The 21,249-nt window shown below is 60.3% G+C and carries 22 protein-coding genes and 3 pseudogenes; 15 read left to right on the top strand and 10 right to left on the bottom strand.

Annotated features, from left to right (window positions below; translation table 11 throughout):
- Window positions 1–6: 6 nt before the first annotated feature.
- A complete protein-coding gene (locus tag ACF8GF_RS08310; protein WP_176684867.1) occupies window positions 7–306 on the bottom strand; it encodes a PilZ domain-containing protein in 300 nt (99 codons plus the stop codon).
- A 270-nt stretch (window positions 307–576) separates the two neighbouring features.
- On the opposite strand from ACF8GF_RS08310, the gene rssB reads away from it, so the two are divergent.
- The gene (rssB, locus tag ACF8GF_RS08315) at window positions 577–1,761 is read left to right on the top strand and encodes a two-component system response regulator RssB (protein ID WP_176684868.1); all 1,185 of its coding nucleotides are present in this window, start codon (window positions 577–579) and stop codon (window positions 1,759–1,761) included.
- Window positions 1,758–2,240 (top strand): anti-sigma factor antagonist RssC, encoded by a 483-nt coding sequence (rssC, locus tag ACF8GF_RS08320; protein ID WP_021785405.1) that lies wholly within the window; start codon window positions 1,758–1,760, stop codon window positions 2,238–2,240. Before rssB ends, rssC begins: the two co-directional genes overlap by 4 nt.
- A gap of 148 nt (window positions 2,241–2,388) precedes the next feature.
- Here rssC and ACF8GF_RS08325 read toward each other — a convergent pair whose 3' ends face one another.
- From ACF8GF_RS08325 to dusA, 3 genes are all read right to left on the bottom strand, one after another.
- On the bottom strand, window positions 2,389–4,239 hold the full coding sequence (locus ACF8GF_RS08325; RefSeq protein ID WP_392488158.1) for an alkaline phosphatase D family protein: 1,851 nt from the start codon (window positions 4,237–4,239) through the stop codon (window positions 2,389–2,391).
- 180 nt (window positions 4,240–4,419) lie between these two features.
- The gene (gene tal, locus ACF8GF_RS08330; RefSeq protein ID WP_021785403.1) at window positions 4,420–5,346 is read right to left on the bottom strand and encodes a transaldolase; all 927 of its coding nucleotides are present in this window, start codon (window positions 5,344–5,346) and stop codon (window positions 4,420–4,422) included.
- Between the two features lie 156 nt (window positions 5,347–5,502).
- The gene (dusA, locus tag ACF8GF_RS08335; protein WP_252459324.1) at window positions 5,503–6,513 is read right to left on the bottom strand and encodes a tRNA dihydrouridine(20/20a) synthase DusA; all 1,011 of its coding nucleotides are present in this window, start codon (window positions 6,511–6,513) and stop codon (window positions 5,503–5,505) included.
- 94 nt (window positions 6,514–6,607) lie between these two features.
- Between dusA and ACF8GF_RS08340 the strand changes: the two are divergent.
- Window positions 6,608–6,894 (top strand): annotated as a pseudogene (locus tag ACF8GF_RS08340) (site-specific integrase); the annotation flags it as partial.
- A 247-nt stretch (window positions 6,895–7,141) separates the two neighbouring features.
- Here the strand turns inward: ACF8GF_RS08340 and ACF8GF_RS08345 are convergent.
- On the bottom strand, window positions 7,142–8,053 hold the full coding sequence (locus ACF8GF_RS08345; RefSeq protein ID WP_176684872.1) for a LysR substrate-binding domain-containing protein: 912 nt from the start codon (window positions 8,051–8,053) through the stop codon (window positions 7,142–7,144).
- A 133-nt stretch (window positions 8,054–8,186) separates the two neighbouring features.
- Between ACF8GF_RS08345 and ACF8GF_RS08350 the strand changes: the two genes are divergently transcribed.
- The 5 genes and pseudogenes from ACF8GF_RS08350 (at window position 8,187) to ACF8GF_RS08370 (ending at window position 10,583) form a co-directional block, all read left to right on the top strand.
- Window positions 8,187–8,531 carry a hypothetical protein gene (locus ACF8GF_RS08350; RefSeq protein ID WP_176684873.1) on the top strand — a complete coding sequence of 115 codons (345 nt, stop codon included), beginning with the start codon at window positions 8,187–8,189 and terminating at the stop codon, window positions 8,529–8,531.
- The gene (locus ACF8GF_RS08355) at window positions 8,528–9,136 is read left to right on the top strand and encodes a glutathione S-transferase (protein WP_176684874.1); all 609 of its coding nucleotides are present in this window, start codon (window positions 8,528–8,530) and stop codon (window positions 9,134–9,136) included. Before ACF8GF_RS08350 ends, ACF8GF_RS08355 begins: the two co-directional genes overlap by 4 nt.
- 75 nt (window positions 9,137–9,211) lie before the next feature.
- Window positions 9,212–9,841, top strand: a complete 630-nt coding sequence (locus ACF8GF_RS08360; protein ID WP_176684875.1) for a glutathione S-transferase family protein — start codon at window positions 9,212–9,214, stop codon at window positions 9,839–9,841.
- 85 nt (window positions 9,842–9,926) lie between these two features.
- A pseudogene (locus ACF8GF_RS08365) lies at window positions 9,927–10,052 on the top strand (site-specific integrase); the annotation flags it as partial.
- A 222-nt stretch (window positions 10,053–10,274) separates the two neighbouring features.
- Window positions 10,275–10,583, top strand: a complete 309-nt coding sequence (locus ACF8GF_RS08370; RefSeq protein ID WP_012053142.1) for a chorismate mutase — start codon at window positions 10,275–10,277, stop codon at window positions 10,581–10,583.
- Window positions 10,584–10,628: 45 nt separating this feature from the next.
- Here ACF8GF_RS08370 and ACF8GF_RS08375 read toward each other — a convergent pair.
- Window positions 10,629–10,919: pseudogene (locus ACF8GF_RS08375) on the bottom strand (LysE family translocator); the annotation flags it as partial.
- Between the two features lie 222 nt (window positions 10,920–11,141).
- Between ACF8GF_RS08375 and ACF8GF_RS08380 the strand changes: the two are divergent.
- A complete protein-coding gene (locus ACF8GF_RS08380; RefSeq protein ID WP_392487654.1) occupies window positions 11,142–11,705 on the top strand; it encodes a TetR/AcrR family transcriptional regulator in 564 nt (187 codons plus the stop codon).
- Window positions 11,702–12,676 (top strand): EamA/RhaT family transporter, encoded by a 975-nt coding sequence (locus ACF8GF_RS08385; RefSeq protein WP_392487655.1) that lies wholly within the window; start codon window positions 11,702–11,704, stop codon window positions 12,674–12,676. The genes ACF8GF_RS08380 and ACF8GF_RS08385 overlap by 4 nt, the downstream gene beginning before the upstream one ends.
- A 71-nt stretch (window positions 12,677–12,747) precedes the next feature.
- On the opposite strand, the gene ACF8GF_RS08390 is transcribed toward ACF8GF_RS08385, so the two are convergent.
- Together ACF8GF_RS08390 and ACF8GF_RS08395 are read right to left on the bottom strand one after the other, a co-directional pair.
- Window positions 12,748–13,587: a GyrI-like domain-containing protein gene (locus tag ACF8GF_RS08390; protein WP_209964732.1), complete on the bottom strand. Its 840-nt coding sequence runs from the start codon at window positions 13,585–13,587 to the stop codon at window positions 12,748–12,750.
- A gap of 128 nt (window positions 13,588–13,715) precedes the next feature.
- Window positions 13,716–14,105, bottom strand: coding sequence for a GFA family protein (locus tag ACF8GF_RS08395; RefSeq protein ID WP_176684880.1), 390 nt, complete (start codon window positions 14,103–14,105; stop codon window positions 13,716–13,718).
- 189 nt (window positions 14,106–14,294) lie between these two features.
- Here ACF8GF_RS08395 and ACF8GF_RS08400 point away from each other — a divergent pair, with 189 nt between their 5' ends.
- Window positions 14,295–14,903 carry an alpha/beta fold hydrolase gene (locus ACF8GF_RS08400; protein WP_176684881.1) on the top strand — a complete coding sequence of 203 codons (609 nt, stop codon included), beginning with the start codon at window positions 14,295–14,297 and terminating at the stop codon, window positions 14,901–14,903.
- A 99-nt stretch (window positions 14,904–15,002) separates the two neighbouring features.
- Here the strand turns inward: ACF8GF_RS08400 and ACF8GF_RS08405 are convergent, their stop codons facing one another.
- Both ACF8GF_RS08405 and ACF8GF_RS08410 read right to left on the bottom strand, forming a co-directional pair.
- A complete protein-coding gene (locus ACF8GF_RS08405) occupies window positions 15,003–15,707 on the bottom strand; it encodes an SDR family oxidoreductase (RefSeq protein WP_392487656.1) in 705 nt (234 codons plus the stop codon).
- 99 nt (window positions 15,708–15,806) lie between these two features.
- On the bottom strand, window positions 15,807–16,700 hold the full coding sequence (locus ACF8GF_RS08410) for a LysR substrate-binding domain-containing protein (RefSeq protein WP_176684932.1): 894 nt from the start codon (window positions 16,698–16,700) through the stop codon (window positions 15,807–15,809).
- 214 nt (window positions 16,701–16,914) lie between these two features.
- On the opposite strand from ACF8GF_RS08410, the gene ACF8GF_RS08415 reads away from it, so the two are divergent.
- From ACF8GF_RS08415 to ACF8GF_RS08430, 4 genes are all read left to right on the top strand, one after another.
- Entirely contained in the window at window positions 16,915–17,469 is a 555-nt protein-coding gene (locus ACF8GF_RS08415; protein WP_209964741.1) for a helix-turn-helix domain-containing protein, read from the top strand.
- Between the two features lie 27 nt (window positions 17,470–17,496).
- Window positions 17,497–18,843 (top strand): glutamine synthetase family protein, encoded by a 1,347-nt coding sequence (locus ACF8GF_RS08420; protein WP_176684884.1) that lies wholly within the window; start codon window positions 17,497–17,499, stop codon window positions 18,841–18,843.
- A 72-nt stretch (window positions 18,844–18,915) separates the two neighbouring features.
- Complete coding sequence (locus ACF8GF_RS08425; RefSeq protein WP_176684885.1) at window positions 18,916–19,689, top strand: gamma-glutamyl-gamma-aminobutyrate hydrolase family protein; 774 nt, start codon at window positions 18,916–18,918, stop codon at window positions 19,687–19,689.
- Between the two features lie 69 nt (window positions 19,690–19,758).
- The gene (locus ACF8GF_RS08430) at window positions 19,759–21,117 is read left to right on the top strand and encodes an aspartate aminotransferase family protein (protein WP_176684886.1); all 1,359 of its coding nucleotides are present in this window, start codon (window positions 19,759–19,761) and stop codon (window positions 21,115–21,117) included.
- Window positions 21,118–21,249 lie beyond the last annotated feature (132 nt).

Here is a 21,249-nt window from a genome sequence, read left to right on the forward strand (position 1 = left end):
CATTGTTCAATGCATGGCCAGAATCCTCAGCCCGAATTTCTGCTGCCCGCCCGGCTGGTCGGCGATCCATACCACTTCGGTACTGGCATGCAACCCCTTCAGTGCCGGATGGTCGGAGTCGATCCGTACCTCAATGCGATCACCCACCAGAAAGCGCTGCGGCGCCTGCACCTGCATGCCGCCGCTGGACAGGTCCAGGCACACCGCCGTAATCACCTGGCCTTCGTGCAAAAGGCTGATCTCGGTGTCGATGCGCATACGAATGAAGTCGCGTTTCTCGCTGTGGCTGGAGGGCGTGTGGGGCATGCTGCATCCTTCCCGTCGGGTTGCGCTGGTCGACTTTCTTATAACTCCCGGTGATTTGCCCTGTAAAGAGCAGCGAGGTCGACCCCAGCATGCTTGAAACCCCTGCCGGATGGGAGTACCGTCTGCGCCTTACAAGGTACCTCTGACAGTTGCCGGGCAGGTGTTCTTGTCCTACAACTCAAGTAGAGTGTGATCATTAAGAATCCCCGTAGCTGGCCGTCTGCCTTGCCGACACCGCTGCACCAACCTAAATCGGCGCCGTTCGCCCACATGCAGAAAACCAGTGCAACGCTGCTGATCATCGATGACGACGACGTGGTCCGTGCCAGCCTCGCCGCCTACCTTGAAGACAGTGGTTTCAGCGTCCTCCAGGCCGGTAATGGCCAGCAGGGGCTTCAGGTCTTCGAAGAACACCAGCCCGACCTCGTGATCTGCGATCTGCGCATGCCGCAGATGGGCGGCCTCGAACTGATCCGTCAGGTCAGCGAGCGTGCGCCGCAGTTGCCGGTGATCGTGGTGTCCGGTGCCGGCGTCATGAGTGATGCGGTGGAAGCGTTGCGCCTGGGTGCCGCTGACTACCTCATCAAGCCGCTGGAAGACCTGGCCGTACTCGAGCATTCGGTGCGCCGCGCCCTCGACCGCTCGCGCCTTGTGCTGGAAAACCAGCGCTACCGCGACAAGCTCGAAGCCGCCAACCGCGAACTGGAGGCCAGCCTGCACCTGCTGCAGGAAGACCAGACCGCCGGTCGCCAGGTGCAGATGAACATGTTGCCCGAAAGCCCCTGGGTAGCCGGCGAGTTTGCTTTCGAGCACCAGATCATCCCGTCGCTGTATCTGTCGGGTGACTTTGCCGATTACTTCCGCGTGGACGAACGGCGTATTGCCTTCTACCTCGCCGATGTTTCCGGGCATGGTGCATCATCAGCGTTCGTCACCGTCCTGCTGAAGTTCATGACCACGCGGCTGTTGTTCGAATTCAAGCGTGGCGGCAAGATGCGCGAGTTCAAACCTTCGCAGGTGCTTAGCCATATCAACCGTGGGTTGATCAACTGCAAGCTGGGCAAGCATGTGACCATGGTGGGTGGGGTGATCGACGAAGACACCGGCCTGCTGACCTACGCCGTTGGCGGCCATCTGCCGCTGCCGGTGCTGTACACCCCCGAGCACACCCGCTACCTGGAAGGCCGCGGCCTGCCGGTGGGGCTGTTCGATGAGGCCAGCTACCAGGACCTGGTGGTGGAACTGCCCCCGCAGTTCAGCCTCAGCCTGATGTCCGATGGCATTCTGGACCTTTTGCCGGGTGATACGCTCAAAGATAAAGAAGCCGCCTTGCCGGAGATCGTCAAGGCAGCAGGTGGCAGTCTGGATGGGCTGCGTCAACGATTTGGATTGGCTACGCTTGGGGAGATGCCGGATGATATCGCCCTATTGGTGTTGAGCAGGAACCTTCAATGAGTACCGGTAGAATTCAGTTCGCCGAGCAGAGCGGTACCTTCGTACTGAAATTCGTTGGTGAAGTGCGCCTGACCCTGTGTTCGGCGCTGGATGCGACGATCGAGAAGATTTTCACTGCACTGAACTTCTCGGCGATTGTCATCGACCTGACTGAAACCGAGAGTATCGACAGCACCACACTGGGCCTGCTGGCGAAGCTGTCGATCCTGTCGCGGCAGAAGGTAGGCCTGCTGCCGACCGTGGTGACTACCAATCCAGACATTTCACGGTTGTTGCAGTCGATGGGCTTCGATCAGGTGTTCAACATCGTCGATCGGCCGATTCCCTGCCCCGAATGCCTGACCGACCTGCCGTCGCAGGACCAGAGTGAAGAGGTGGTGCGCTCCAAGGTGCTGGAGGCGCACAAGATCCTCATGGGCCTGAATGACTCCAACCGCGAAGCCTTCCATGACCTGGTCAATGCGCTGGAGCGGGGCTGATCTCTGGCCTGTGCCGGCCTCTTCGCGGGTAAACCCGCTCCTACGACGGCCTGCGCCCAAGCACCAATGTGTGTCCACCCCCAATCAGGTGTAGGAGCGGGTTTACCCGCGAAGAGGCCGGCACAGGCTGTAAAAACTCTGAATCTCACTACTCCCGGTTTCTAAACTCTGTAGCCTCACCCCCGCCCGCATCCAGCTGATACACCCGCGCCGGCCGCCCCTGTTCATCAAAAAACACCTGTCCCAGCCCGGCACCATTCCACAGCCGTTCCCCGGCCTTGCTGTGGCTGGGCGTACGCGGCACCACCTCCATTTCTCGGCGCTTGGTAAACCAGTTGAGTGGCGAGCGCGGCGCATACAACCAGCGGTTAAGCCGGTCGAGCACATCCAGCAAGCGCCGGGGAAACTCGTTCTTGATTCCGCTGCTGGTCACCTGCCACAAGTGCGGGCTGCGCTGGCGGTGGCGAATCAGCACCTCATACACGAACGAGTAATGCACATCCCCCGACAGCACCACGTAGTGCCCCGGTGTGCGCGAGTGGCGGAAAATATTGAGGATGACCTGTGCTGAACCGCGGTGGGCCATCCAGTTCTCGGCATCCACCAGCAGCGGGTAGCCCAGCCAGCTGAACACCTTCTGCACCGCTTCAATCAGCTTCACCCCGAAAATCGGCGCTGGTGAGACGATGACCGCCGAGGGATGATCGAGCAGTGCTTGCTGCAATTCACTCAGCGCTTCCCAGTCCAGCAGGCCGGACGGCTTGGCCAGGCTGCTTTCACTGCGCCAGCGGCGGGTGCGAGTGTCCAGGACCAGCAGCGGTGGCTCGGTAGGCAGGCTGAACTGCCAGCCCTGGAAGCGCAGCAGCTCGCCAATCAGCTCATCCTGGTTCTGGCGGGTCAGCGCCTGGCACTGCTTGATCAGCGGATTGCAATCGTCCGGGCTGTTGCCCCAGGCCTGGCAGAGCAGGTAGCCGAGCAAGGCGTTGCCGATGATCCTTCGCGAGAATGGGTGGCCGTAGGCCGTTTCCTCCCACTGCGCCGAGAGGTTCCAGTCGTCGGTGATGTCGTGGTCGTCGAAGATCATCAGGCAGGGCAGGTGGGCCATCACCCGCGCCACCTGACCGAGATTGTCGGCAAACCCCTGAATCAGCGGCAGCTCATGCCGGTATCGGGCTTGATGCTCGTCGCTGAGCCCGCTGGGGATGCCCAGGTCCACCAGCTGCCAAGGCACCGGCGACCACACCAACAGGTACATGGCCATGACTTCGGCCAAGGTCACCAAGTGGTTGTCGGCGTTGCTGGACGAGAAGATCGGCTTGCGCTTGCCGCCGAAAAAACGCTCGCGCAGGGTGTCGTTGCGCTCCAGCGCCGGCAGCAGGTCGGCGCGGTGGTAGTAGCTGGCCGGGTGCTGGTACAGCGCCTGACTGTCGGCTACCACCGCACCCTCCAGTTGCTCGTCGAACAGGCCCAGGCGCGCGATCAGGCCATGGATGGCACGCAGCATCGGGCCGGCGACGTCGTCGGCATATACCTGGTCGCCGGTCATCAGCAGGACGGCGGGGCGATCTTCTGGTCTTGTAGAGGCCTGTAGCAGGCGGTCGGCGCACAGCAGGCCGTCGGCAGCAGGGTGGTGCGGCTTGCGGCAGGAGCCGTGCAGCAAATGGTCGAGGCGCTCACGCAGCACCAGGCTCGGGCGTGGGTTGCCGGGGTAGAGCAGGTGTGGGGCCCAGTCGGCGATACCCTGGCCGTTGATCAGCAGGTCGTAGTCGAGCAGCTGGTTGCAGGGCAGGGGGCTGGCGAATCGGATGTCCAGCAGGTGAACGTGGGCGTGCCGGCCTATCGGCACCACCTGGCAATCGACTTGGGCCGCGCTTGCCAGGCAGACGAATTCGGGCTGCAGCGGTTGGGTAGTGACCAGCCAGATGGCCAGACGCTGGGGTTCCAGGCGGCGCAGTACCGGGCCAGCGAGTACGAGGGGCAACGGGTTAGGGGAGGTCATCGACAGCTCGGGTGGCTATGGCGGCCTGTTCGTGGGCAAGCCCGCCCTTACATCGATCGGTGTAGGAGCGGGCTTGTCCGCGAGCAGGCCCGAGAATTCAATACACAGCTAAGGCGTGGCAAAACAAAACGGGCGGAAAATACTGAACACTTCCCGCCCGTCGGGCAAACCCGAACTGTATCAGGCCTTTTCAGCCATCAACTTCTCCAGCTTTTCCTGGTCCCGCGCAAACTGGCGGATACCTTCGGCCAGTTTCTCGGTGCCCATGGCGTCTTCGTTCATCGCCCAGCGGAACTGGCTTTCGTTCAGGTGCTGCTTGGCTTCACCGGCGTTGCCTGGTTTCAGCACCTGCGGCAACTCACCCTGGTCATCGCTGAGCTGCTGCAGCAGCTCGGGGCTGATGGTCAGGCGGTCGCAGCCGGCCAGTTGTTCGATCTGGCCGATATTGCGGAAGCTGGCGCCCATGACCACGGTGTTGTAACCATTGGCCTTGTAGTAGTTGTAGATGCGCGTGACCGACTGCACGCCCGGGTCCTCGGCGCCCACGTATTCCTGGCCGGTGCTCTTCTTGTACCAGTCGTAGATACGGCCCACGAACGGCGAAATCAAAAACACCCCGGCATCGGCGCAAGCCTGGGCCTGGGCGAAGGAGAACAGCAGGGTCAGGTTGGTCTGGATGCCTTCCTTCTCCAGCTTTTCGGCGGCGCGGATGCCTTCCCAGGTGGAGGCCAGCTTGATCAGCACACGCTCTTTTGGCACTCCGGCCGCCTCGTACAGGGCGATCAGCTGACGAGCCTTGTTCAGCAGGGCTGGCTCATCGAACGACAGGCGTGCATCCACCTCGGTGGAGATACGCCCCGGGATGACCTTGAGAATGCCCGAGCCCACGGCCACCGCAAACTTGTCGCAGGCCAGGTCGACATCACCCTTGGCGTCGGCCTTCACCTGTTTCAGCAGATCGGCGTAACCCGGGATGGCAGCAGCCTTTAACAGCAGCGACGGATTGGTGGTGGCATCGACCGGCTTCAGGCGGGTGATGGCGTCCAGGTCCCCGGTGTCGGCGACCACGGTGGTGAACTGCTTGAGTTGTTCCAGCTTGGAGGTCATGGGCGTGCTCTGTCCTGTGCATTTACTCGACATTACCCGAGCCCCGGCAGCCGCTCAAGGGCCGCCGAAACCCTGCGGACCCGCTGGTCCGCACGGGGCTGTGCGAAAGGTGAAGATTCGAGTCGCAAGCAAGCCCGAGGTTCCCTCCTTCTGAGGTCACCGCCCCTGCAACAACTCCACGGCCTGGTCAAACACCGCCAAGGGTTCAGCCGCCTTGTGAATGTCTGCCGACAGCAACTGGCGGAAGCGCCGCGCCCCTTTGAATCCTTGGGCCAGCCCCAGAATATGCCGGGTAACGTGGTGCATCGCACCGCCACTTTCCATATGCGCCACGATGTAAGGCCGCAGCTGCGCCAATGCCTCGCTACGGCTGACCACCGGCGCATCGCTGCCAAACAGTTGCTGGTCCACCTCGGCCAGCAGATAAGGGTTGTGATACGCCTCGCGCCCCAGCATCACGCCATCGAAGGTTTCAAGGTGCGCCTGGCACTCGTCCAGGGTCTTGATCCCGCCATTGAGCACGATCTCCAGGTCCGGGAAGTCCCTCTTCAACTGCGCTGCGATGTCATAGCGCAGCGGCGGGATCTCGCGGTTCTCTTTCGGCGACAGCCCTTCCAGAATCGCGATGCGGGCATGCACGGTAAAACTCCGGCAGCCGGCCTCACGCACCTGGCCGACGAAATCGCTCAATTCGGCGTAGCTGTCACGGCCGTTGATACCAATGCGGTGCTTCACCGTCACAGGCGTCGATACGGCGTCACGCATGGCCTTCACGCAGTCGGCCACCAGTGCCGGGTGAGCCATCAGGCACGCGCCGATCATGTTGTTCTGCACCCGGTCACTCGGGCAGCCAACGTTGAGGTTGACCTCATCGTAGCCCGCTTCTTCAGCCAGGCGCGCACACGCGGCCAGGTCGGCCGGCACACTGCCACCCAGTTGCAGGGCCAGCGGGTGCTCAGAGGCATCGTGGCGCAGGAAACGGTGGGCGTCGTTGTGCAGCAGGGCACCGGTGGTGACCATTTCGGTGTAGAGCAGGGTATGCCTGGAGAGTAGGCGCAGGAAGAACCGGCAGTGCCTGTCGGTCCAGTCCATCATCGGTGCAACGCTGAAGCGGCGTGACGGCTCAGGGCGTGTGGTTTGTGGCTTTGAAGCTAATTCTAGGGGCATTCTGGTCTACGCATTTATGTACCACTTTTCCGGTTTTTTGGTGAGACAGTGGTGCGATGTAGCACCGCCATTCACGCTTGTACCCCCGGAAATCATGGTAACAATCAGAGCAAGGAAAAAGGCCGATGGAACGGTCAGCTATACCGTCCAGATCCGCCTCAAGAAAAAGGTGTCCTAGTCTACCAAGAAGCCCAGACGTTCGCCCGTAAGCAGGCAGCGCAGGCTTGGGCGAAGCGACGAGAGACAGAGTTGACAGAGTTGACAGAGCATGGTGCCATCGAGCGGGCCAACCGTGGAGGGTACGCAATCAAGGACATGATTGATCGCTACCTGGTGGAAGCCGAGAAAGCCCGGCCGCTGGGTAAGACGAAGCGGCAGACCCGCCTGGTTTGTACGACGCGATACCGAGCCATGCGCCAAGGCGTTCGCGCGCAAAATCCTCAGGAACAATTGGCCCGAAAAAACGTAGGAGCGAGCGCCAGCTCGCGATGCGCCGCGCGGGCGGCGCTCGGTCTGATAACCACCAAAAACCTCATGACGAACACCTCAAGGCCCCCACCGAACCCAATGCCATGACCGTCCGCTCCGGGTCGGTTAGCAGCCCCTTGGCAAGGGCAACAATCGGCCATCATCGGACCGTCTTGCTGCCATGATCCAGTTTGTTCAGATATACAGCGACCTCATGTGTCAGCCAACTTGAGAACACCTGCTGCTTTGTTTCCGAACGCTCGCGGTTGGGTAATACCAGCCAATACGGGTAGGGATAGGGAGCGATCACGGGGGAGAGTTGCACCAACTCCCCTCGTTGGATCGCGTCGTGCACAAGGCTGCGGCGCTCCAGGGCGATCCCCTGGCCCAAGCGCACGGCTTGAAGTACCAGGTTGGAGTCGTTGCTGCACAGGCCGATGCGTGGGACTTCCCTATCCAGCCCGGCCGCTTGACACCACGGTTGCCATGATTCCATGTTGAAAATAATGTTGCTGCCGATGATCTCTTCAGGGGTCTGTGGTAGCGCCCCGCCGTTGAAGTGCGGAGCGGCAACCACCAGCGTCTCGTCATGAAAGAGCAGATGCTGCTCCACCCCGTCCCAGTCGCCCTTGCCCATGCGGATCCCTACGTCGACAGATTCCCGCGTCAGGTCCGATAACGCCAGATTGGCCTGCAGCCGGACGCTGATATGCGGCTGTAATTGCTGGAAGCGTGGCAAGCGGGGCAACAACCAGCTGAGTCCGAACGAAGGGAGAACGGCGACCACCAGTTCCGTTGACTTGGGTTGCGTCTTGATCAGTCGCGTGGCTTCGGCGATTCCGCCCAAGCATTCGCGGATCTGCAAGGCATACAGTCGTCCGTCCTCACTGACCCGCAGACCCCGTCCTTCACGGACGAACAGGGTGACGCCGATCATCTCTTCCAACACCTTGATCTGCTGGCTGATGGCCGAATGGGTGACATGCAGTTCCTTGGCGGCTGCGGTGACGCTCCCCAGCCTTGCAACCGATTCGAAGCAGCGTAGGCAGGTGATTGGAGGAATATTCGACATGTAAGTGTTTCTTACAAATAGTGGAAAAAAAAACTGATTTATAAGTGGCAAGGCTCTCATTAATGTAAGTGACGGTAAAGTCTTCGACTGGCGAGAGGACTGGAGCCATAGACGGTGCGGGGGAGCACGGCAAATGACAACGGGTAATCCTGACTGTGAAGACCGCCAGTGGTTGCAGATTTCATTGACCAGCGCGCAATTGGTTTCGGTGCGGTTTACTCACGACATCTACACGCGTGCGGTGAGCGGCAAGCATTGGATCAGCGCGGACGGTGTCGACTTCGCGATTGGCCCCGGCGAGCGCGTGAAGTTGTCTGCCGGGCTAGCGCTGATTGATGGGGAAGGTCTTCTGCAACTGGAGCCAGTCAGGGCACAGAAGCAGCACCCGGCGTATCCGTTCCCATGGCCGCTGCCCCTGCTGTTCAAACGCCAGACAACGGCATTAGAGGCCAACATCAATCAAGGAAACTATCGATGAAACTCATTGGGATGCTGGATTCACCTTACGTTCGCCGGGTAGCTATATCCCTGGACCTTCTAGGCATCGAGTTCGAACATGCCCCACTGTCGGTGTTCAGCACATTCGAAGAGTTTTCGAGGATCAATCCGGTGGTCAAAGCGCCGACTCTGCTGCTCGATGACGGCTCCGTACTGATGGACTCGACGCTGATCATCGATTATTTCGAGACCCTCAGCACACCCGAGAGCAAGCTATTGCCAAGCCAACCGCAGGCGCTGGCCAGAGCTTTGAGTACATTGGGGCTGGCGCTGACGGCATGCGAGAAGGCCGTCCAGATCGTCTATGAACACAATCTTCGACCGGCGGAAAAGCTTCATCAGCCCTGGGTCGAACGCGTCACCCGGCAGTTGCTGGCGGCGTGCGCGGAGTTGGACAAGCGGTTGGCGGCACAAGCGTCGCACGGCGTGCGCCCAGACCAGGTTGAGGTCACTTGTGCGGTGGCCTGGTCGTTCATGCAGTTGATGCTGCCCGACGTAGTCAAGGCCAGCGATTTCCCGGCCATCAATGCCCATGCGGCCCGCCTGGAACAGACCGATCTGCTCAAGCGTTATCCGATTGCCTGAGCCCTGGCGGAACGGGCCGGGCTCAACCGCGCCGCTGCCCCTCCCGCCACTGATTGGTTTTTGCGAGCCGTATCCATGTACACACTTTATTTCGCGCCGACGGCCAATGGTCACAAGATCCTGATCATGCTAGAGGCGCTTGGCGTGCCCTACCGGATCCATCGGATAAACCTGGCGCAGGGTGAACAACACCAGCCGGACTTCGCGCGCCTGACAATCCACCGAAAGATCCCGTTGTTGGTCGATCACGATCAGGCGCTGATCCTGCCCGAGTCCGGAGCTATCCTTCAATATCTGGCGGAAAAGCACTTGCGATTCCTACCGTGCGTAGGGCCTGAGCGCTATGCGGTGCTCCACTGGCTGGCCTGGCAAATCAGCAGCCTGGGGCCGATGGCCGGGCAGAGCTATCACTTCATTCATCAAGAGGCCGAAGGCAACCAGTACGCAATATCGCGCTATCAGGAACAAACCGTCAATTTGTTCAACACAGTGGAAAAGGCTTTGGCCGGAAGCGATTTCATTGCTCGGATGTACTCGATTGCCGACATGGCCATCTATCCCTGGCTGCGCATCCACGCTCAATTGCAGGTGGATATCCAGACATTGCCCAATGTGACCGGCTACCTGAAGCGAATGGCGGCCCGTGAAGAAGTGCTGACCGCCTATGCCAAGGGGGCAAGGTCAACATCGACGCTCCCGGGATGATGCACCGAGAGTCTCCCTGAAATAGCCCAGACCGGACAAATAGCCGGAATGGCCTCCGCCAATCACACTCGTACCACCGGAAATCATGGCAACGATCAGAGCAAGGAAAAAGGCCGATGGGACGTTTATCTATCCCGTCCAGATCCACCTCAAGAAAAAGGATGTCCTGGTCTACCAAGAGCCCCAAACCTTCGCCCGCCAGCAGGATGCTTGAGCCTGGGCGAAAGATGGTTCGTGTGGAGGATCTGCATTTTCGCGACCTGCGCCACGCAGGCGTGAGCTGGTTGTTCGAAATGGATTGGGATATCCCTGCGGCGTTACACCCTCTGAGGCGTGTGAAGCGAACCTGGCATAGCAGCTACACTGTACGCCCCGATCACCCACGACAGCCTGCTTCAATCCAGCGCAGGCTCATGAAAAGGAAGTCAAGCAAATGGATGTACCTTGCACCTCTCTGGACGAAGTCCGTCAACGGATCGATGAAATCGACCGCAGCCTCGTTTCGCTTCTCGCCAAACGTGGAAGGCTCGTAACGCAAGCAGCAGGCTTCAAGAAAACCACCGATGATGTGCGTGCGCCTGCCCGGGTCGAGCAAGTGATCAAGAAGGTTCGTGAGATGGCTGACGAAACCGGTGCCTCGGCTGAGGTGGTGGAGCAGGTCTACAGGGCGATGATTTCGGCCTTCATCGCTGAGGAACTGAACACCCATGCGAAGCTGGCCGACGAGGCTTCTGCATCGTGATGAAGTGCGGGGCTCATACGCAGCCCCGCCACCTTTTCCTGCTTGCTATCTCTGGCTCAACGCCGCAATTGAGACGCCAGACGCGACGAAGGTGAGGCCTGCGCCCACGTTCAGCCCATTCACCAGTCGTGGCCGCCGGTACAGGTAGCGAGACAGCCCCGTGGCGAAAATGCCCATCAAGGCAAACCCCAATGCAGTGAGTGCAGCGAACCACAGGCCGTAAACCATCATCTGCACACTGACCGACCCGCGTGCGGGGTCGACGAACTGGGGAATGAACGCCAGCACGAACAAACCTGGCTTGGGGTTGAGCGCAGCCGAAAGCAGACCGGTCATAGGCGAACCACACGTTCATGGGAAACACGGCTCTCTCCTTAAGCCTGATGAAGCATCCCTCCTGACGGTGGAATCAGCCCCGGCGCTGCCAAAAATGCCGAAGGCCTAGTTTTTACTGCTGCAGTCTATGTCGTAGCGACCATGCTTCAGGTCGTATCTGGATGCACCTGAATCTTACCGGTCAGTATAGTCAACGCCGTGCCTTTGCCGGAGTGCCTTGAATTGGACAACACCCGTGAGCGCTTGATTGATGCCGCGCTGAAGCTGTTTCTGTCGCAAGGCGTGTACGTCACCGGGGTAACGGCCATTGCCGCGATGGCGGGCGTTACCAAAATGACACTCTACAGTCATTTTCCCTCCAAGGATGCGCTGATAGTGGCGTGCCTTGAGGAGCGTGACCGACGCTGGCGTGAAGAGGTAGCGCGCACCCTGGCTGGGCATCCTGATCCGGTCAGTGGCATGCTCGCCTTTTTCGATTTGTATGAACGCTTTCTTTTGAAAGATAGCGAGCGCGGGTGCCTGTTCGTTAACAGTGCGGCTGAATTCCCCCAGTTTAGCCACCCCGTGCATTTGGCGGTGAGCCGGCATAAGCAAGGGATACGCGAAAACCTTGCTGCCTTGGCCATGAGCGCCGGTATAAACGACCCTGACGCAGTTGCCCAAGGGTTGTTTATCTTGCTGGAGGGCAGCTTTGTCAGCGGTGCGATGGGCCAGGACATGCGGGTATTCGACACTGCCCGGCAAATAGCTCATTGCTGGATCCAGCGCCAGGAGCACAGCGTATGACCCTGGGCTTGTTAGCGGCCATTGCCGCCACTTTTTCCTGGTCGCTGCTCTATATCTTTCCGGGGCTGGTCGGCGACTACAGCCTTTTTGACCTGGCGGTGGTGAGCTATGCCTTTGCCGGGTTGGGTAGCCTGCTGGTGCTGTTCGTTTACCGCAGCGAAGTGCGGCAATTGCGACTGGGTGACTGGGCCTGTGCCGCACTGCTGGGCTTCTTGGGATACATTGGCTACTTCTTCCTGATCACCACTGCGGTTTTGGCAGCCGGGCCGGTGATCCCTCCGGTGATGATGGGGTCAGTACCGATCGTGCTCGCGATTGCCGGCAACATGCGCAGCGCCAGCGTGCCTTGGCGTGCCATTGCCGGGCCACTGCTGGTGGCGGCCCTGGGCATCAGCCTGGTCAATCTGAGTGTGTTTGATGCTAGCCGTGCGTCGGTAGTGCTCCCGACCGCGTCGTTACTGCTTGGGTTGCTTGCATCGTTGCTGGCAATCGCATTCTGGACCGGTTTTGGCCTGTTGAATGAAAGTGCGTTGGCTCGACGCCCAAGCATGTCTCCCATGTTGTGGTCAGCCATGTTGATCTTCATGTGCAGCGTCGAAATGCTGGCGTTCATCCCGGTTGGGCTGCACTTGAAACTGTCTCATTTCGCTAGCCATCCGAGCGGTTTGGCAGGTACTCAGGCGCTGATCGTCTGTGGGCTGATTCAGGGGTTAGGGGCCACCCTTGCAGGTGCCTGGGCATGGTCAATCGCAACGCGGCGTCTTCCGCTGGCGCTGAGCGGGCAATTGATCGCCAGCGGGACCATTTATGCAACTACGATGGGCCTGCTCATCAACCAACGCTGGCCGTCTCCTATGGAAGCGCTTGGTACAGCCTTGTTGTTCGTAGGGGTGGTGTGGGCTATTCACGCCTTTTATCGCAAGCAAACACGCCTCCAGACGCATGGCGAGGCATCCAGGGTACGTATCTGATCCCCGGCCCGGTTGCCCGGCCATGCGCCTGGGCCGGCCAAGTTGGCTACGCCCGCTACCCATGGCCCAGCCTACTTCAGCGGCACGTAGATGTCCGTTTGCCATTGCTCCAGTGGTGTTTCCGGGTAGGCGCTCAGGTAATGAAAGAACAACGGATGATCACGCAGTTCTTCGTTGCTCGATGGCAGCCAGTCACGATAAAGCGGGTAGATGGTTTCGCCAATGTAGTCAGGCGAGCCGGTATGTCGAATCACGGCACAACGCCCTGCCGGTATAACCCGTTCTTGCACGCCGAAATCGTTGGGCTGCACCGCCTCTTCTATCTCGCCGCACACGGCAAAGCGAAAGGCGTGGGCCGGGGTGGTGTCGGGGTTGTCGTAGGGGATACCGAAAGTACGGCTGCTGGTCACAGGCGACTGGCCGCTTTGCATGCGCCATTGGCGAAAACGCGCGACGCTTTCGCTGACCAGGCCGGGCGGCCCCTGGTGTTCGAGCGCGGCCACGCGGGTTTCGGCGAAATGCACGATACGGATCTGCATGGTGATACTCCTGGATCGGTGAGGAACATTGAATACCGCACTCCAGGCCTGCCAGTTCGGCGCCTTGGCGAACGCGCTCGGCGCCATGCCGAAGGCGCGCCTGAACGCTCTGGCAAAGGCTTCGGGGCTTTCGAAGCCGGCGCCGAATGCGGCCTCCAGTATGGGCGTCGCGGGCGAGGCGACCAGTTGATGCGCTGCGCGTCGAAGCCTCATCAGTTGCACATACCGTGAAACCGGAACACCCATGTAAGCCGTGAACTGCCGGTGGAAGTGAAACGTCGAGAAGTTGGCGATGCGGCTCAAGGCGTTCACCGACAGGTCACCTTCGAGGTGGCTGTCGATGTAGGCAAGCACGGTTTCGAACCGTTTCATGTAGCTTGGGTTGTGCTGTGAGTCAGTCAACGAACGGAATCTCTGGAAGGTGCGGTAAGCGCTAGCATCCGTTGTTCAGGCACTGAGGTGCCTAGCCGTGATTGCTCTATTGGTCCTGCGCTGGGTGATCAGTCAGGGTTGCAGGGTGAGTACCAAGGGGCAGCAGCGTCGACGTGAACATGTTTCTGCTTCCTGGGCAGGAACGGCGTATCAAGCGTTCCCAGCGCTATCGAAATCCAGTCGGCAAACTCACCCTGGGCGCGTGACCAGAACAAGGTCGAGCCGCACTCCGTGCAGAACTCGCGCGTAACCGTCGGTGATGAAGAGAAGGCCTTGATGCTGGCAGCGCCGCGCAGTATGCGCAGCATGCTGCGCGGAATGCTGCCGTACGAAGCGAATGCGGCGCCGTGACTTTTGCGGCACTGGCTGCAGTGGCAGTGGCTCACTGCCTTGGGTGGGGTGAGTAACAGGTAAGAGACTGCTGCGCACAAGCAGCTTCCTTGGTATGTCTCTGTCATTGGCGCTTCCGTGCAGGTGGGAAAACGCCAGCGTAAACGCCTTGGCCTGATCAGTCGACTGGCCTGCGATCACGGGCGAGCAAAGCTGTTCAGCCCGATCCTGAGGCGCTGACTGCCCTGAGCGGACATCATTTGCGAACAGCGCTGAATGGCCGTAAGTTTCTTTATCCCTGACTCAAGGACCGAGCCATGACTAATACCCCCGAAAAGATTCTGTTTCTTCCCGGCGCCTCCGGCAACACACAATTCTGGTGCCCGGTCGCCGAAGCCCTCGAAACGTCAATTGCCGTGCAACACATGGGCTGGCCTGGATTTGGCAATACGCCAGCCAAACCGAACATCACCGGTTTGAAGCATCTCGCCGCGATGGCGATCGAAGAAATCGACAGGCCCACGGCCTTGGTGGCGCAATCAATGGGCGGGGTCGTCGCCGTGCTTATCGCACTTGCGCGCCCCGACTTGATTACTCACTTGGTTCTGGCCGCCACCTCGGGCGGCTTGAACCTCCCTGCTTTGGGTGCTACGGACTGGCGCGAGGCGTTCGAAGCAGATCACCCAAACCTGCCACGCTGGTTCCTGGATGATCGCACCGACCTGTCCAGCCGTTTGCACGAACTGCAACTTCCGGTACTGCTGCTTTGGGGCACAGAGGACGCGATCAGTCCGATCACGGTTGCTCAGCGGCTAGCGCAATTGATACCTGATGCCACGCTGGAGGTGTTCCCCGGGGCCGGCCATGACCTCGGACATACGCATGCCAAGGCTATCGCGCGACTGATCGACGAGCATCTTGGCTGAAGGCCGCGTTGGTGTAAGGCTGGGTGCTCCCGTCTACCAGGCCAGCTCCGTCATCCTCGCAGGAAGCGACGGCAGCAACGCATGCAGGCCGACAGACAATCAAACGCTACGTGTCACGCCGCCATCGACCTTGATGTTCTGCCCGGTGATGTAGGCAGCGCCTTCGCTGGCGAGAAACGCAATGGTGGCGGCGATTTCCTCGCGGGTGCCATAGCGTTTGAGTGGCACGCTGTCGCGGCGCTGTTCGGTGGCTGGCAGGCTGTCGATCCAGCCGGGGAGGACGTTGTTGATCCTCACGTTGTCCCCGGCGAATTGGTCGGCGAAGATTTTGGTGAATGCGGCCAGGCCCGAGCGGAACACTGCAGACGTCGGGAACAGCTCAATCGGCTCGAACGCCCAGGCCGTGGAAATGTTGATGATCACGCCCCCTTTCTGGCGCTGCATGTAGGGCGTTACCAGGCGCGTCGGGCGAATGACATTGAGCAGATAGGTGTCCATGCCCTTGTGCCAGTCTTCGTCGCTGATGTCCAGGATTGGCGCGCGCGGACCATGGCCGGCGCTATTGACCAGCAGGTCGATGCGCCCCCATTTTTCCACCACGGCATCGACCAGGCGTTTCAGGTCCTCAACCGACTGGTTGCTACCTGTTACGCCAATACCACCAAGCTCGGCAGCCAGTGCTTCGCCCTTGCCCGAGGAGGAAAGGATGCCAACCTTGAACCCGTCAGCGGCCAGGCGCTGTGCCGCTGCGGCACCCATACCACTGCCACCTGCCGTGATGATCGCAACTTTTTCTACTGACATTCTGCCTCCGTAACGCGAATGGATGATTGCCTGTAAGCACTAAAATTAGCAGCAGAAGTGGCGGCGAGGGAGACAGCTAAACTTTACTGATGCAGTAGATTATCTATTGCTGGCTTGTTGCTTGAACCAGTGCCGGACAATGCCTAGCGACTCCGGCTGCTGCATCTTTCGTGGCCACACAAGATAGAACGCCTTATCGAGCCTGAGCTGTTGAGCGAAGACCTGGGTCAACCTGCCCGCGACGATGTCATCACTAACGAACGCCAGGCTTGCCAACGCAATACCCTGACCACTGATGGCCGCATCGATGGCCAATGAGGTCTGATTGAAGCGCAGGTTTTTGGCAGTCGCTTGCCCGTGCTGCGGGAACAGTTGTGCGAGGTACCGAGGCCAGAAATCATGGGCATCGTGAAGCAGGGTGAACGCTTGAAGCTGCTCGAAGATGGCGGGGGCCTTGCCGGCTTCGAACAACGTTGGGCTGGCCACGGCGACGATACGGTCGTCCATCAACAGTTCGCTGTTCAAACCCGCACCGAAGTCGGGCTTGCCATAGCGGACTGCGATATCCACGCCGTCAGTATTGAAGTGGGACAGCCGATCTGTGGCCAGTACACGTAAATCGATGTCCGGATGGCTTTGCGCAAAGTTGCCCAGCCGGGGAATTAGCCATTTGGAGGCAAAGGTCGGTGTCACGCTGACCGTCAGGTGAGCCGCCTGTGGCCGCAACAGGCGGGTTGCCTCATCGATCATCGCCAAGGCGTTGCGAATGCTGCCGCTGTAGCCCAGGCCCGCATCGGTCAGTGCCAGGCCCCGGGGCAGGCGCTCGAACAAGCGAAGGTCCAGGCTCGCTTCCAGCCCGCGTATCTGCTGTGCCACTGCCGCCTGGGTCACCCCCAGCTCTTCGGCGGCCAGGCGGAAGTTCAGGTGACGGGCAACCACTTCGAACACACGTAGCGCATTGAGCGAGGGCAAATCAGGGAAACCGTTTGGCATGGCGATGGACGTGGTCGGGCTGGAGGAATTCACCCACGAGGCTACTCGCCGAGCGCCTGTAAAGAAACCCGCGCCATCGCAGCCAATCCGCCACGCGGCGCAGCAAGCCCTCTGTTGGCGGCTGCACATTTCCATCGTTTGGCTTGACGCGTGAAAATTTTCATGTAAATTTTCATGAAAAATAAGTCTAAAAATTTCACGGCAGTCCGAAACGATGAAGATGCACGAAGAGGTTGAAGCCCTCGCGATCCTTATTCACGACCTGCGCAAATTCAAGAACCTGACCTTGAGTGAACTGGCCGAGCGCATCAACCGTTCGGTGGGCTTCCTCTCCCAGGTCGAACGCGGCGTTTCGCGCCCGACCGTGGCAGACCTCACCGCTATCAGCGAAGCGCTCGGCGTATCAACCGCGTACTTCTACAACCTGAGCAAGCCCCGCAGCATTGGTTGGGTCACGCGTCCCCACGAGCGGCGCACGCTGTACCTGGAGTCGGGCATCACCGACGTGCTGGCTTCGCCGACCATCACAGGCGCCTTCGCCATGCTCGACAGCCATCTCGAGCCGGGCGCCACCAGTGGGGAGGCGTACTTGAGCGACCGTTCCGAGCAGGGCTGTTTCGTGCTCGAGGGCGAACTCACGGTGTGGCTGGACCAGGGCGATGCCGTGACCCTGCAGGCCAACGACTGCTTCCAGCTGCAACCCCATGCGCCGTTCCGTTACGCCAACCTGACGGATAAAGCCACCCGTGTGCTCTGGGTCTTCAATTGAATTCGTTCACCTCACAAGGATAAGAAGATGAGTGTCATCTTTCCGGATCTGCTGGCTGAAGTGCGCTCGTTCCGAGCAGAACACCCGGCAATTCGCTATGTCGACCTGATTGCGCTGGACATCCCCGGGCACTTCTACGGCAAGCGCTACCCCATGGAGATGCTGGAGAAAGTCGCAGCCGGTGCGCCACTGAAGCTGCCGCAGAACTGCGTGCTGCTGGGTACCCAGGGTGGCCTTTACCCGATTGGGGACTATTGCTTCGCCGACGGCGACCCGGATGCCGCCCGGCGCCTGGTGCCGGGTACACTGAAGCCGGTGCGCTGGGAAAAGGAAGTGATCGCCCAGATGCTGATCACGTCCGACGGCACTGCAAAGCCGATCGAGTTCGAGCCCCGTGAAGTGCTGGCGCGTGTGCTTCAGCGTCTGGCCAAACGTGGCATCCGCCCGGTGGTAGCGTTCGAACTGGAGTTCTACCTGTTCGACCGCAAGCTTGATAACGGCCTGCCACAGTATCCACGCGACACGGCAACCGGGGATGAAGACGATCAGCCGAACATGCACATCGAGCGGCTGTCGCGCTTTTCGTCGGTCCTGCACGAGATGGTCGACGGCGCCAACGAGCAGGGCGTACCGGCGAACGTCATCACCGCAGAGCTGGGCCCAGGCCAGTTCGAGATCAACTTCTCGCACAGCGACGATGCCTTAAGTGCGGCGGACTGGTCGGCACTGTTCTGCCGCAGTACCCGCGGTATAGCGATGAAGCATGGCTACCGTGCCAGCTTCATGAGCAAGCCGTACCTGGACGCGCCAGGCAGCGGCATGCATGTGCACGTCAGCCTGTACGACGCCGCCGGCAATAACATCCTGGCGGGAAGCGAACAGCGCAAGCTGCGCCATGCGGTGGCAGGCTGCCTGGAACTGCTGCCGCACTGCATGCCGATCTTTGCCCCCAACCACAATGCCTACCGACGTTATGGCGCCATGGTCAACGCGGCGAGCAAGGCCAGCTGGGGGTTCGAAGACCGTGACGCGTGCATCCGCATTCCCGAGTCCGACCCGCGCAACCTGCGCATCGAGCACCGCCTCGCTGGCGCCGACGCCAACCCGTATCTGGTACTGGCGGCCATTTTGACCGGGATGGAGCATGGCCTGGATCGCGGCGTGGAGCCCATCGCCCCGCTGAACGACAACCGCCAGAGTGGCATCGACTTCCCCAAGGATGCCCTCAGCGCCTTGGCCGCCATGCGTCATCACCCGGTGGTCAACCAAGGCCTGGGCAGTGAGTTCGTGATGGTCTATTGCGAAAACAAATACCAGGAGCAACTGGACTTCATGCACCACATCGATGCTCGCGAATACCGCTGGTTCCTGTAGGTGCAGCGACGCTGCACGCTCCCTTTCTACCGTTTCAATACAACGTGCAATATGGATTTGCCGGAGGAAGATATGCCACGTGTGCCCGTGATTGGCATTACCGCATGCACCAGCATGATTGGGCTGCATGCAACCCAGACCATCAGCGAAAAATATGCGCGCGCGGCAGCCAAGGCAGCGTGTGGGCTGCCCATCGTCATTCCCAGCCTCGGTGAGTTGATGGACAGCGCCGATATTCTCGACGTGGTGGATGGGCTGATCTTCACCGGTTCGCCGTCCAACATCGAGCCGTACCATTACAACGGCCCGGCCAGTGCTGCGGGTACCCATCACGACCCTCTGCGCGATGCCACCACGTTGCCGCTGATGCGCGCGGCCATCGCCGCCGGCGTACCGGTACTCGGCATTTGCCGTGGCTTCCAGGAAATGAACGTGGCGCTGGGTGGCACCCTGCACCAGAAGGTCCACGAGACCGGCATGTTCATGGACCACCGCGAAGGCAAGGATGAGCCTCTCGACAAGCAATATGGGCCGCGCCACACCCTGCATGTAGAGCCTGGCGGCATGCTCGACCGCATGGGTTTGCCGGCGATGTTCGACGTCAATTCGATCCACGGCCAAGGCATCGACGTATTGGCCCCCGGGCTGAGGGTGGAAGCGCTGGCGCCCGATGGCCTGGTGGAAGCGGTTTCGGTCGAGAACAGCAAGGGTTTTGCCCTGGCCGTGCAATGGCACCCCGAGTTCCAGGTCATGGATAACCCACATTACCTGGCCATCTTCCAGTCCTTTGGCAAGGCCTGCCGGCATCGCTCGGTCCTGCGTCAGAGGCTGTTGCTGTCTGCCTGAGCAGCGACCTTTCCCACCTGTAAAAAGTACCCTCGCAGCACGGCTGCGCAACTTGATGGAGTGAAGTCAATGAGTGAACAGAATTCGCAGACCCTTGCCTGGCAAACCATGAGCCGCGACCATCACCTGGCCCCGTTCAGTGATGTCAGGCAACTGGCCGAGAAAGGCCCGCGCATCATCACCTCGGCCAAGGGCGTGTACCTGTGGGACAGCGAGGGCAACAAGATTCTCGATGGCATGGCCGGCCTGTGGTGCGTGGCAGTCGGGTATGGCCGCGATGAGCTGGCCGAGGTCGCCAGCCAGCAGATGAAGCAGTTGCCTTACTACAACCTGTTCTTCCAGACCGCGCACCCGCCCGCGCTGGAGCTGGCCAAGGCCATCGCCGAGGTGGCCCCGCAAGGCATGAACCACGTGTTCTTCACCGGCTCCGGCTCCGAAGGCAACGACACCGTGCTGCGCATGGTCCGCCATTACTGGGCACTGAAGGGCCAGAACAACAAGAAGGTTATCATTGGCCGTATCAACGGCTACCACGGCTCTACCGTGGCGGGCGCGGCCTTGGGCGGCATGAGTGGCATGCACCAGCAGGGCGGGGTGATCCCGGATGTCGTGCACATCCCGCAGCCATACTGGTTTGGCGAAGGTGGCGATATGGCCGAGGCTGACTTCGGCGTGTGGGCGGCCGAGCAACTGGAGAAGAAGATCCTCGAAGTTGGCGTGGACAACGTTGCCGCCTTCATCGCCGAGCCGATCCAGGGCGCCGGTGGCGTGATCATTCCGCCGCAGACCTATTGGCCGAAGATCAAGGAAATCCTGGCCAGGTACGACATCCTGTTCGTCGCCGACGAAGTGATCTGCGGGTTCGGCCGTACCGGTGAGTGGTTCGGCACCGATTACTACGACCTCAAGCCTGACCTGATGACCATCGCCAAGGGCCTGACCTCCGGTTACATCCCCATGGGCGGGGTGATCGTGCGTGACGAGGTGGCCAAGGTCATCAGCGAAGGCGGCGACTTCAACCACGGGTTTACCTATTCCGGCCACCCGGTGGCGGCAGCGGTAGGCCTGGAGAACCTGCGGATCCTGCGTGACGAGCAGATCATCCAGCAGGTGCACGATAAAACCGCGCCTTATCTGCAACAACGCCTGCGCGAACTGGCCGACCATCCGCTGGTAGGCGAAGTGCGCGGCCTGGGCATGCTCGGGGCGATCGAGTTGGTGAAAGACAAGGCCACCCGCGCCCGTCATGAAGGCAAAGGTGTCGGCATGATCTGTCGCCAGCACTGCTTCGACAACGGCCTGATCATGCGCGCGGTGGGCGACACCATGATCATCGCGCCACCGCTGGTGATCAGTATCGAAGAGATCGACGAGCTGGTGGAGAAAGCCCGCAAGTGCCTGGACCTGACCTATGAGGCTGTTCGGTAAGGGCAGAGGGCTTGTTTAGCCATTCTCAGCGCCTGTGAAATCGAGCGCCGCCCGCGCGGTGCTCGATCGGTGCCCCAATCGCACATTTCACGTCAGGCATCTCCCGCAAAGCATTTTGCTTTGTGAAATGAA

The organism is Pseudomonas sp. yb_5, assembly GCF_043103865.1.
In the GTDB taxonomy this organism is placed as follows: Bacteria; Pseudomonadota; Gammaproteobacteria; order Pseudomonadales; family Pseudomonadaceae; genus Aquipseudomonas; species Aquipseudomonas putida_Y.

Coding starts and splice junctions, on each gene's coding strand:
- ACF8GF_RS08430 (WP_176684886.1), top strand. CDS start 19,759: ATGAGTGAACAGAATTCGCAGACCCTTGCCTGGCAAACCATGAGCCGC.
- ACF8GF_RS08355 (WP_176684874.1), top strand. CDS start 8,528: ATGAAACTCATTGGGATGCTGGATTCACCTTACGTTCGCCGGGTAGCT.
- ACF8GF_RS08310 (WP_176684867.1), bottom strand. CDS start 306: ATGCCCCACACGCCCTCCAGCCACAGCGAGAAACGCGACTTCATTCGT.
- ACF8GF_RS08350 (WP_176684873.1), top strand. CDS start 8,187: ATGACAACGGGTAATCCTGACTGTGAAGACCGCCAGTGGTTGCAGATT.
- ACF8GF_RS08405 (WP_392487656.1), bottom strand. CDS start 15,707: ATGTCAGTAGAAAAAGTTGCGATCATCACGGCAGGTGGCAGTGGTATG.
- ACF8GF_RS08410 (WP_176684932.1), bottom strand. CDS start 16,700: ATGCCAAACGGTTTCCCTGATTTGCCCTCGCTCAATGCGCTACGTGTG.
- tal (WP_021785403.1), bottom strand. CDS start 5,346: ATGACCTCCAAGCTGGAACAACTCAAGCAGTTCACCACCGTGGTCGCC.
- ACF8GF_RS08325 (WP_392488158.1), bottom strand. CDS start 4,239: ATGACCTCCCCTAACCCGTTGCCCCTCGTACTCGCTGGCCCGGTACTG.
- dusA (WP_252459324.1), bottom strand. CDS start 6,513: ATGCCCCTAGAATTAGCTTCAAAGCCACAAACCACACGCCCTGAGCCG.
- rssB (WP_176684868.1), top strand. CDS start 577: ATGCAGAAAACCAGTGCAACGCTGCTGATCATCGATGACGACGACGTG.
- ACF8GF_RS08370 (WP_012053142.1), top strand. CDS start 10,275: ATGGATGTACCTTGCACCTCTCTGGACGAAGTCCGTCAACGGATCGAT.
- ACF8GF_RS08390 (WP_209964732.1), bottom strand. CDS start 13,587: ATGAAACGGTTCGAAACCGTGCTTGCCTACATCGACAGCCACCTCGAA.
- ACF8GF_RS08385 (WP_392487655.1), top strand. CDS start 11,702: ATGACCCTGGGCTTGTTAGCGGCCATTGCCGCCACTTTTTCCTGGTCG.
- ACF8GF_RS08420 (WP_176684884.1), top strand. CDS start 17,497: ATGAGTGTCATCTTTCCGGATCTGCTGGCTGAAGTGCGCTCGTTCCGA.
- ACF8GF_RS08425 (WP_176684885.1), top strand. CDS start 18,916: ATGCCACGTGTGCCCGTGATTGGCATTACCGCATGCACCAGCATGATT.
- ACF8GF_RS08345 (WP_176684872.1), bottom strand. CDS start 8,053: ATGTCGAATATTCCTCCAATCACCTGCCTACGCTGCTTCGAATCGGTT.
- ACF8GF_RS08360 (WP_176684875.1), top strand. CDS start 9,212: ATGTACACACTTTATTTCGCGCCGACGGCCAATGGTCACAAGATCCTG.
- ACF8GF_RS08400 (WP_176684881.1), top strand. CDS start 14,295: ATGACTAATACCCCCGAAAAGATTCTGTTTCTTCCCGGCGCCTCCGGC.
- ACF8GF_RS08395 (WP_176684880.1), bottom strand. CDS start 14,105: ATGACAGAGACATACCAAGGAAGCTGCTTGTGCGCAGCAGTCTCTTAC.
- rssC (WP_021785405.1), top strand. CDS start 1,758: ATGAGTACCGGTAGAATTCAGTTCGCCGAGCAGAGCGGTACCTTCGTA.
- ACF8GF_RS08415 (WP_209964741.1), top strand. CDS start 16,915: ATGAAGATGCACGAAGAGGTTGAAGCCCTCGCGATCCTTATTCACGAC.